Annotated in this window: 6 protein-coding genes and 1 pseudogene; 2 read left to right on the top strand and 5 right to left on the bottom strand. The window is 38.9% G+C overall.

What is annotated here, in order from left to right; all coding sequences use genetic code 11:
- Positions 1 to 32: 32 nt before the first annotated feature.
- Genes V757_RS21500 through V757_RS21480 form a run of 5 tightly spaced genes read right to left on the bottom strand, consistent with a single transcriptional unit; the run spans position 33 to position 5,571 of the window.
- Positions 33 to 368, bottom strand: a complete 336-nt coding sequence (locus tag V757_RS21500) for a hypothetical protein (RefSeq protein ID WP_023950990.1) — start codon at positions 366 to 368, stop codon at positions 33 to 35.
- Positions 359 to 1,369, bottom strand: coding sequence for a FecCD family ABC transporter permease (locus tag V757_RS21495; protein WP_023950988.1), 1,011 nt, complete (start codon positions 1,367 to 1,369; stop codon positions 359 to 361). The genes V757_RS21500 and V757_RS21495 overlap by 10 nt, the downstream gene beginning before the upstream one ends.
- Positions 1,369 to 2,361 carry a FecCD family ABC transporter permease gene (locus V757_RS21490; RefSeq protein ID WP_023950986.1) on the bottom strand — a complete coding sequence of 331 codons (993 nt, stop codon included), beginning with the start codon at positions 2,359 to 2,361 and terminating at the stop codon, positions 1,369 to 1,371. The genes V757_RS21495 and V757_RS21490 overlap by 1 nt, the downstream gene beginning before the upstream one ends.
- Before the next feature lie 18 nt (positions 2,362 to 2,379).
- Entirely contained in the window at positions 2,380 to 3,420 is a 1,041-nt protein-coding gene (locus V757_RS21485) for an ABC transporter substrate-binding protein (RefSeq protein WP_023950985.1), read from the bottom strand.
- A gap of 3 nt (positions 3,421 to 3,423) precedes the next feature.
- Positions 3,424 to 5,571, bottom strand: a complete 2,148-nt coding sequence (locus tag V757_RS21480) for a TonB-dependent siderophore receptor (protein ID WP_023950983.1) — start codon at positions 5,569 to 5,571, stop codon at positions 3,424 to 3,426.
- 212 nt (positions 5,572 to 5,783) lie between these two features.
- On the opposite strand from V757_RS21480, the pseudogene uvrA reads away from it, so the two are divergent.
- Positions 5,784 to 11,422, top strand: a pseudogene (gene uvrA / locus V757_RS21475) (excinuclease ABC subunit UvrA).
- A gap of 347 nt (positions 11,423 to 11,769) precedes the next feature.
- On the top strand, positions 11,770 to 11,906 hold a 137-nt coding region (locus V757_RS29950), incomplete at its 3' end, for an Rpn family recombination-promoting nuclease/putative transposase (protein ID WP_218184495.1).

Below are 11,906 nucleotides of genomic sequence, written 5' to 3'. Positions count from 1 at the left end.
TTCATACTCTTTAATATGCAAACCAAAGTTTTCTAAGCTAGGAACAATGCTTGCAGATTGTACGCAACCCCAACAACAACATAAATCGCTTGCCAAATTAATAAATTCCACGTTCGACAGGTCCAATGAATCGAACCTGATTCAGGATGTTGTTTAGATATTGCTTGATAGAGTTCATTAATTTTTTCAACTAGCTTATTCATTTCTTGTTTAGAAACTCGCGTAATATAAGCTTGTCCACAATCAACTTCACCATGTAAAAATGGTGCTAATTGATATATCTCCTCTACTATATGTTCAAGTACATGAAGGCTATCCGTGACTAAATCATGGGTATGTTTATTATCTAATAATGAATTTAATTGCATAATGATTTTTTCCACTCAACAATAAGCAAAACACAGAGATAAATACCCCCAATAAATGACGTAATAATACCGACTGGTAAGAATGCATCATAAGGCAATAGTCTTGAAATTAAGTCTGCTATTAGGACGAGGATAACACCAGTTAAAGCAGTAGGCATAATCAAAAAACGATTACTCTTAATCATACGTTTCACAATATGTGGTGATATAAGAGAAATAAATGCGATTGGCCCTGCCGCCACAACAGCTACAACAGCAAATAAAGTTCCCAATAATAGTATTTTTAACGAGACTAAAGGAACATTAACACCTAAAGTAGTAGCCATCATAGGACTTATATTTAGTAAATTAAGCGGTCGATAAAAAACAACTAGTGCTGACAGTAATAATGGCAAAGCCATCCAGATAGTTATCACATCAGACCAATCCCGTTGAGACAGACTACCACTCATCCATGCTGTTAGCTGTGTTGCCGCTTCTGGTCTAATTCCGATAATAACAAACTGTATTAAAGCCAGTGCCATTGCATTTAAAGCAAGTCCGGCTACAATGATTTGCACACTCGAAAACTGGCGACGCCCCTTAGCTAAGATAGCTAAAAAAACGATTATTAAAGCACCGAATAACGCCCCAATACTTTCAGAGACTAAACGAGGCCATATGATAGTAACCGCCGCAAGTCCTAAAGAAGCACCGGTATTAACACCTATCATATCGGGACTACCCAAAGGATTTCGAGTAAGAGTCTGAAAAATAGCACCCGCTAATGACAAAGCGATACCAACACCTATAGCAACCAATGTTCTTGGCAGCCATAATTGTTCAAATAACCATGTAGAAATGCCAGTAGCATTTCCTTGTATTAACTCGGACAATAAGGGTAATAAATTCTGACTTCGTCCAATAGTCATCGATAATAAAACCAAAGGAATCATTATCAGCACTAAAACAAGATTATAGTATCGCGCTCTTGATACAGGCAGTAGCATTAAATTCACCATTATTTTTGTTTTCCTAGACAAACTAAAACATACAGTAATGGTGCACCTAGCAAAGAAGCCATAATTCCTGTCGCAATTTCTGATGGGGCAATAACAATACGAGCCAAGATATCAGTACCCAATAATAAGCACGCACCAACAACCGCTGACACAGGTAATAATTGTTGATAATTCATCCCGCAGAGATAACGAGAAATATGGATCGCTCCAAGCCCAACAAAAGCAATTGGTCCTGCTAATACCACTGTTACTGCTGATAAGCTAGATGCTACTAATAGAGTAATAATTTGAATGAATAATATTCTTGCCCCTAATGACTGTGCTGATGTTTTTCCTAAACTCAACACATTAATGCTCTTACCCAACCCCATCGCCACTAACATACCCAATAACCATACTGGTAATATATGCACTATCTCTGAAAAAGTCACATTGGTAAATGTCCCACTTATCCAAAAGCGATATTTATCCATCATAGCTATATTAACTTGTGTCACAGTCTGTACATAAGCGAATAAGCTTACAGAGATAGCCGTACCAATTAAGATTAACCGAGAATAATTTTCATCATTACCATGTAACCCAATTAAACTGACAAATGCCGCTACCGTTGTTGACCCTAATAGTGCTACCCAGAAAAAATCAATCTGTAACCATGGAATAAATACTGTACTAACAACAGCAGCAGCCGCTCCCGCATTAATGCCCAATAAGCCACTATCGGCTAAATAGTTCTTCGTCAATCCTTGTAATAACGCTGCTGATACGCCAAGCGCAGCGCCACAGAGCATAACGGCTATACTACGCACCAATCTCATCTGAAAAATAGTTCTATAATAATCTTTATCAATAGAGGTGATGTGCTTAGAGAAAACCTGCCATAGATGCTCAATTGTCATCATTTTTGAACCAAATAAAATGCCACTCAAAAATAAAGCAATGATGATAAATAAACTAAATAAGACTATCTTAGTTTTGGTCAAATGTTTCACTACTATAATAATCTCCTCTTAATGCGATACGGCTAAATTCTGCTCTATGGTTAACAATAAAGGCAATAACCTCTTCAATAACCACGGTCTACTTATTGGAGAACCACATAGCATCGCCATTATGACACTTGGATCATGTATCCCTAAATATCCTCCTGTTTTCATGGCGTGAAGTGTTGAAAACAAAGGATGTCGTTGCATTATTTCTTGACTCTCTAAGCTAGGAAAACTAGCAATCACTATATCTGCTTGATTTAACAAGTCCACATTTTCAATGCCAATATTCACGGCAGCAGCTCCTGCATGAGTCGGCATGTTCGCCACTATTGGCAATAGAGTTAGTCCTAAACTTTCAAGAAAATCTATACGTTGATCTCCTCTTGAATAACACCAAAGATGAGGAGAATTTTGATCTGTATAAATAAAAACAAATGTTTTTTGAGCAAGCTGTGGATGATGTTCTTTAAACAGGGCACTTTGCTGTTTCTGATCCTCAATAAGTTGCAACCCTTGATCATATTGACCTAATGCCGCCGAAATAATTTCAATTTGTTGATTAATAGGTGTCAGCCAAGGTTTTTCTGGAAACGGGATAACATTGACAAAACTACTTAATTGTCGATACAAAGCTCTTGATATATCGGATTGTGGGGCTAAGATAAGATCAGGCTCTAGCTCAATAATTTTTTCTACATCTATTTCTGGAAATAAAGGGATAACAGGTGGCAAACTTAGCTGATTTTGTTCTGTATATTCCACCATCCAAGGTAGATAACCTTTTGAATCAGTTCCCCAATAAGTTGTAGAAATACCAACAGGCATTACACCTAAGCTCAAACAAATCTCATCAGCTCCTGACCCTATCGTAACAATCCGTTGAGGTAATGTATTAACAGATGTATACCCAAACGCATGTCGAATCTCTACAGGAAATTTCTTATTCTGCTGAGTATACCTAATCAGAGGAGATACAGCTGATGGTTGGGGTGAGCACCCAGTGAAAGAGGCCACCCCATATAGGCTTAAAATTGAGACAAATTGCCGTCTACTAATGCCCATAATTTACCACTTATAGGCGATATTCGCTAGGATATTGCGTCCTTCTCCATAATAGCAATAATTCAAACCTGCGCAAGATGAGACATATTTTTTATCGAATAAGTTATTGATGCTAATACTTGTTTGCAAACCTTTTAGTTGGCTATTTAAACTTCCTAAATCATATTTCACCCCAATATCCACTAGCGTTACAGGAGGCACCTTAAGCGTATTAGCATGATCTGCCCACACGCCGCTGACATGACGTACACCTCCATTTATAGATAAGCCATTATCAAAGTTGTAATTACTCCACAATGCTGCTGTTAGTTTTGGCGATTGGTAAGGTGTTTTTCCATCCAGACCGATGGTTGAGTGTTTAAATTTAGTCTGGTTATACGCAATAGCTGTTTGAACAAACCATTTTTCCGTTACATCAATCTTGGCTTCGAACTCAATACCTTTAGAATTAACTTGTCCACTAGGTATATAGTAGTTACCATTGACCACTCGATTAGCAACGTTTTTTTGACGTAAATCATAGAATGACAAGGTATACAAACTATTAGAACCCTCTGGTTGATATTTAATACCCGCTTCCCATTGTGCACTTTCAGTAGGTTGTAATAATTTGCCATTAATATCACTATATGTGTTCGGATTAAATCCAGTGCTATAGTTAATATAAGGAGAGATACCATTTTCAAAGGCATAAAGTAATGACGCATTCCATGTCGTTTTACCGCCATCATACTCTGATCCTCTTAAACCAGTTACTCTATTAGTAATGGACGTTGATACACGATCATGACGCAAACCAATACTTGCAAACCACTGACCGAACTGCATATTCTCTCTTACATAAAAGCCTAACTGGCGTAATCGTAGTGTTTGATAACTAGGATAATCTGTATATCCTACATTCATCCCATAACGTGGATTAAGCACATTCAACATAGGAATACTTGAATAATTATAAGCTGCATCAGACTCCGTCTTACGGTGTTGATAATCACTACCTATCACGACTTCATGCTGTAGTGAACCTGTTTTAAATTTGCCTGTAATTGAATTATCCAATGACCATGATTTCAAGTGTTCTGTGGTTTCTCCTCCAGCACGATATAAATCAAATGATGTATCCGCCCAACCTAACTGCCATGTTTGTTTACTATATGTATGAACATCGGCAAAACGAATCTTAGATGCAAAAATCCAATCTGGTGCAAACATATGAGTCAGCTGTGTACTGAAAATTTGTTGACGGCGATGGAATTGATCGCTAGGCTCTGCATCAGAAAAGCTACGGGAGAATTTAAACCCATTATATGAATTGATAGTCCCCTCAGCAGGCAATCCACCATGATAACCAGCTCTAGGATCATTTTGGAAATAGGCTTGTAATAATAGATTAGTTGATGGTGAAATATTCCAGCTGAGTGAAGGTGAAATGGCATATCGATTACTTCTATGATCATCATTTTGTGAATGCGATTTTTTCAATAATCCTGTCAAACGATACGATATATTCTTTGATTTATCAAAGGTATCTGTTAAATCAAAACTCATTCCATGCTGATCTCGATTGCCTCCAAATACATTAATTTCATGATAAGCCTCATGCAAAGGGCGTTTAGTTGTTGCTGCAACTAAACCGCCTGGAGTTGCGCGCCCATAAGAAGAAGAAACGGGTCCTTTAATCAAATCAATTCTTTCAATAAAATAAGGATCTATTTGCATAGAACTATATGTATTTGAATCACTCAACAAACGTTGCCCATCAATCAATACATTATCTGTCATATTTTCATTAAAGCCACGGATAGCAACATAATCATAGCGACGAGCGGCACCAACTAAACCACTAAATGCACCTGCAGAATAATTAAGTGCTTCTGATAGACTTTCTAGTCGCTGATCCTCTATCTGTTGACGTGTCACAACAGATACCGCCTGACCCGTATAAAGTAATGGCAATTTTGTTCTTGTCGCAATATTGGAACTATTCGTTGTATAGCCAAATGTTTGGCCTACTAAATCATCATTATTAAGCGTTGTTGCTGAGATAGTATCTAGTTTTACGACTTCCTCATCTGTTGTATCAGCATACACTAGTAAAGGATTTGCTAACATAACCAACAAAATAAAAGGCTGTTTAAACGTTATTTTCATTCTAAAATATTCCTCTCATAAATATTTATTCGTATTTTAAATAAGAATAATTCTTATTTAAATATCATTTTTGGTAATTTTTTTCATAAAAACAGGAAATATATTGATTTTTAAAGACTTTATTAAAAAGTAAATGTTTTATCTAAACCACAGCCTTTTCAGCTAGTAATCGTTTTACAATTTACCTATTATTGATTTTTCTTCATAGCGTTATGTCTTCTCAAATTCGCATTTTCGGTGCCAAACAAAATAGTCTTAAAAATCTTAATGTTTCTTTTAATACGGGCGAAATCACCGTATTAACAGGTGTTTCTGGTTCAGGGAAAAGTTCTCTTGCCTTTGATACCTTATATGCAGAGGGACAGCGTAAATATGTAGAAACCTTTTCACCCTATGCTCGTCAATTTTTGGATCGTATGGATAAACCCCAAGTTGATGCAATTGAGGGAATACTACCAGCGATTGCTATTGACCAAACCAATCCAGTACGCAATTCTCGTAGCTCAGTTGGCACGATGACCGAATTAAACGATCATTTGAAACTATTGTTCGCACGCATCGCTAAACTCTACTGCCGTCAATGTGGTGCAGAAGTGAAAAAAGATTATGTCGGCTCAGTATACAAACAATTAGGACTATTTAGCCAAGCCGCTAATGATCCACGCCTTGTACTCACATTTGCTGTTCGTGTACCGAGTAACTATACAGAGGAAGAAGTCAAAGGCTTTTTAGAACAGCAAGGGTACACTCGCATTCATGATGAGCAAATCAAAACATCTAGCGCAAAGACAAAAAAATCTGCTAAATCATCCACAGAGACAGATAGCTATCGTGAATTATTTGTTATCCAAGATCGTTTCCGTTTTAGCAAGGCAGAAAAAGAACGCGTTTCTGAGGCAATTGAAGCGGCATTCAACTATGGACAAGGACATTTACGTGTCTATGCACTCAATGATGAAGGGGAAAATGCCTATCAATGGAATTTTAGCCAGCATTTACACTGTGCTAACTGTGACATTAGCTATTCACAAGTATTACCTAGCACATTCTCATTTAACTCTCCCTTAGGGGCTTGTGAAGCGTGCCGTGGCTTTGGACGTACTATGGGCATCGACTACGGTTTAGTCGTACCTGATGAAAATAAAACCCTTGCTGAAGGAGCAATTAAACCGTGGCAAACACCTACCTATGCCGAATGCCAAGAAGAATTAATAAAATACGCAAAAAAAGAAGGGGTTCGTACCGATATCCCATGGAAAGCATTATCTGACGGCGAACGTCAATGGGTGATTCAAGGCGATTCAGATTTCAAAGATAATAGCCAAAATTGGAAGACTAAATGGTATGGTGCCGCTCGCTTTTTTGATTATTTAGAAAGTAAATCCTACAAAATGCATATTCGGGTCATGCTATCTAAATACCGTAGCTACCGCCCTTGCGAAACCTGCCATGGTTCACGCTTAAAACCTGATGCTAATTTATGGCGTATAGGCACTTCTACGTCTGAGCGTTTCCCTCACTATCAACGCTTTATGCCTGTCGGTACAGCATGGTCTGAACAACAATTAAACCATTTACCGGGCTTATGTATTCATGATTTGATGCGTCTCCCTCTATCGGATGTCAAACAATTTTTTATTGAGGAAGATTTTAAAGAAGACTCGACCATTGAACTTGTTCTGACTGAAATCAACACGCGTTTAAATTATCTTAATGACGTGGGGTTGTCTTATTTAAGCCTTGATAGACAAAGTCGTACGCTATCTGGTGGAGAAATTCAACGTATTAATTTGACGACTGCCTTAGGAACTTCACTGACCAATACCTTATTTGTACTTGATGAACCATCAATCGGCTTGCACCCTCATGATATGGGAAAAATTGTGCAAGTCATGCAACGGTTGCGTCAAGCAGGTAACACATTAGTCGTCGTAGAGCATGACCCTCAAGTGATGGTAGCCGCTGATCGTATTCTTGATATAGGGCCTGGTCCTGGTGAGCGCGGAGGAGAGATTGTATTTGATGGAACCCCTGAACAATTACGCCATGCTAATACCTTAACTGGACAATACTTAGGAGGACGTTTACGTGTTGAGCCTCCATTACCGATGAAAGTCAGCCCAAATACACTAAGGCTACTTCTCAAAGGTGCACGTGAACATAATCTTAAAAATATTGATGTCGAATTTCCCTTAAATAGGCTCGTTTGTCTAACTGGCGTTTCAGGATCAGGTAAATCCACCTTAATTCAAGATGTACTCTATCCTGCATTACTCAAACACTTTAATAAGCCTACAGAAACACCCGGTGCCTACGAGGCATTGCTAGGCGCAGAGCAAGTTGCTGAAGTGATTATGGTCGATCAAACACCGATTGGTAAAACAACACGATCCAATCCTGCTAGTTATGTGGGAGCTTTTGATGCTATCCGTAAGATTTTTGCACAAGCACCACTCGCTAGAGAGCGTGGTTACACCGCAGGAACATTTAGTTTTAATAGTGGTGATGGTCGCTGCCCCACTTGTGGAGGAACCGGTTTTGAACACGTAGAGATGCAATTCTTATCAGATGTTTATTTACGTTGTCCTGATTGTGACGGCAAACGTTTTAGACCTGAAATATTAGAAGTTCGTGTCGAGCATTTAGGGCAGTCTGCCTCTATTGATGAAGTATTAGCTATGACGGTTAGTGAAGCACTGCACTTTTTTAAAGGCTTAAAAGATATTAAAGTCAGTTTACAGCCATTGGTTGATGTTGGCTTAGAATATGTGAGCTTAGGTCAACCAGTCCCAACACTATCTGGAGGTGAAGCTCAACGCTTAAAACTCGCTGGACACCTTGTAGCATCAGCCAAATTAGGTGCCAAAGCAAAATCTCTTGCCTATAAAGGTAATCTTTTCTTATTTGATGAGCCTACTACTGGATTACATTTTGACGATGTGGCTAGGTTGATGAAAGCCTTCCGTAAACTGTTAGAAGCAGGGCATTCTCTGATTATTATTGAACATAATCTTGATGTGATTAAATCATCCGATTGGATTATTGATCTAGGTCCAGAGGGAGGATTTAACGGTGGTTATATCGTTGCACAAGGCTCACCTGAAATGATTAAACAACATAAACAATCATTAACAGGACAAGCGTTAAAAGAATATGATACCAGCATCATTATTTCCTCTGAAAATTCTCTGCTAGATACACAAGTCAGCTACCAGATTCAGCACAACCAACCCTCTCAAATAGAAATCTTGAATGCTCGCGAACATAACCTGAAAAATATTTCTGTCAATATTCCGCATAATAAATTTAGTGTCATCACAGGAGTATCTGGGTCAGGTAAATCAACATTAGCTTTTGACATTCTATTTAATGAAGGACAACGCCGATATTTAGAATCTCTAAATGCCTATGCACGTGCTGTTGTACAACCTGCAGGCAAACCTGATGTTGATGCCATTTACGGTATTCCTCCCACAGTAGCCATTGAACAAAGAACGAGTCGTGGCGGACGTAAATCAACCGTAGGAACGATGACTGAGATACATCATTTTCTCCGTTTATTGTATGTCAAACTAGGCATTCAATATTGTCCTTGTTGCCATATTCCCGTAGTGCCTTTTAGCAAAGAACAAATTCTGGCACAGATTGTCAATGAACATAAGGGAGAACGTATTGCTCTTTTAGCCCCTTTAGTGACTGCTCGTAAAGGTTACTACACTGATTTAGCTAAATGGGCAGAAAAAGCAGGGTATACACAATTAAGAGTAGATGGGGAATTTACTCCTGTAAATCCTTGGCCTCGTCTAGACCGTTATAAAGAGCATACGATTGAGTTACCTGTCTTAGATATCACTGTCACCAACAACAATGAAAAAACCTTAATGGAAGGCATTAGCCTTAGCCTACAACATGGTCAAGGGGTGATGAGTATTTTGCATAACTTACAAAAAAAATTACCACTTGAACAACAACAGGCAGAGCAACGTTATTTTTCAAGCAAACGTGTTTGTCCAAGTTGCCACACAAGTTATCCTGAACCAGATCCTCGTCTATTTTCTTATAATTCGAAACATGGCTGGTGCCCTAGCTGTTTTGGTACGGGTTTAGCGATTGATGGGTTTGATGCCGAACAAACAGGTGAAGAAAGCGTTTGGCAAGCCAATGAAGAGGATGGGCAATATTTAGCACTCTGTCATTCCTGTGAAGGCACGCGACTAAATCCCGTCGCACGAGCTGTGCAATGGCAAAATCACTCCATCACTGAGATTAGTGCCATGTCTGTTGAAGAAGCTCAATCATTTTTTTGCAGGACTAAAATTAGATAAACGCGAAAAAGAAATTGCTCGAGATATTTTGGTAGAAATCAATAATCGTTTAAATTTCATGCAATCTGTTGGACTATCTTATCTAACCCTAGATCGTTCCTCTCCTACCTTATCTGGTGGTGAGGCACAACGGATACGATTGGCAGCCCAGTTAGGCTCTAATCTACAAGGTGTTTGTTATATTCTAGACGAACCAACAATAGGTTTACATCCTCGTGATAATAGAATTTTGCTCAATGCACTGAGCAAACTGGAAGGTAATGGCAATACATTAGTCGTTGTTGAACATGATGAAGATACCATTCGCAAAGCAGAGCACATTATTGATATTGGACCAGGCGCAGGCGTTCGTGGTGGTACTGTCGTAGCAGAAGGTAGCTATGAAGATATTATTAATAATCCGCAATCATTGACAGGTAAATTCTTAGCTCAACCTATTCAACACCCGATGAAATCTAGGAGGTTAATGGATAAAAACCAAGAGTGGATAAGTATTTCGGGAGCGAATTTACATAATTTAAAAAAATGTTCAAGCAAAGCTTCCTCTCGGCAAACTCAACGTGATTACAGGGGTATCAGGTTCAGGAAAATCTAGCTTGGCACGAGACGTTCTTCTCAGTAACCTAAAAAATGTAGTTGGGCAGTCAGGAGAAAAACCTCTCTGGCACGGTTGTAAGACAATTGAGGGCTGGGAAACACTTGACCGTGTGTTAGAAGTAGATCAAACGCCGATTGGTAAAACACCACGTTCATGCCCAGCAACATATATTGGTTTCTGGGATGATATTCGCCAGCAATTTGCACAGACAAAAGAAGCTAAAATGCGAGGTTGGACTGCCTCACGTTTTTCCTTTAATACGAGCGCAGGACGTTGTCCTATTTGCGAGGGGCAAGGTATGCGGACGGTGGAAATGAGTTTCTTACCAGATATTAAAGTTCCTTGTGAAGCATGTAATGGTAATCGCTTTAACCCTGAAACATTAAGCGTACGGTTACGTGAACACTCTATTGGTGATGTGTTACGTATGGAAATTGACGATGCTATTCCGTATTTTGAAGCCCATCCAAAAGTATTACGAGCCTTACAACTAATGCAAGATGTAGGACTTGGTTATTTAACCTTAGGACAAGCTTCTCCTACTTTATCAGGAGGGGAAGCACAACGCATCAAACTAGTCTCTGAACTGGTCAAAGCTCGTTTAGATGAGGGAGTTATCAAAACAGGGCGTGTATCCAAACGAGCTCATACCTTATATGTATTAGATGAACCGACTGTTGGGTTATCTATGGCTGATGTTGAAAAACTTATCCACGTTTTACATCGTTTAGTAGACGCAGGAAATACCGTTGTTGTAATTGAGCATAACTTAGATATTATGGCTGAAGCTGACTGGATTTTAGATATGGGGCCAGAAGGTGGAACCAATGGTGGCGAACTCGTTGCTAGCGGAAGTCCAGAAGATTTAATAAAACTCAAGAAACGATCACATACAGGTGCTGTATTGGCTGAGTTTATGAAACGATAACTTACACCACGAAAGTATCTCCCTACCAATAGATGAGTTGTTCACTGGGTAGGGATTTTCAGTTGGTGAAGATTTATAACTACACTCAATAAATATAAACGCGAAACATTAACTGTTTGAAAAAATAAAATCAATTGAAGCGATATATTCTACGGTCTTAAAATCACAACTCTACCTATTTGTCTAGTATGACAGAATAGTTTTGTCCAATAGAACATCACAACCGCTCCCTTTAGCATGAAATCTTTCTCACTAAACCTAGTAGGATTTCATCATGACCTCTACGAAAAAAACCTTCTCTCCCCTTTACCCACCTTGACCTCACTCAAGACTGGGTCTTTAAATGGATGTTCGGTCAGCTCGACCATAAGCACCTCCTCATCGACCTTCTCAACACCATCCTCGCCGATAAAGAACCCCCGATTATTGATCTGCACCTCAACAACACCGAACAAATCGGTGAATCCCTCGATAACCTGMCTGA

The sequence above is a fragment of the Pelistega indica genome, assembly GCF_000506865.1.
In the GTDB taxonomy this organism is placed as follows: Bacteria; Pseudomonadota; Gammaproteobacteria; order Burkholderiales; family Burkholderiaceae_B; genus Taylorella; species Taylorella indica.
Note: the sequence above shows the minus strand (reverse complement) of the source record. Positions and strands in the feature narration are given on the sequence as shown.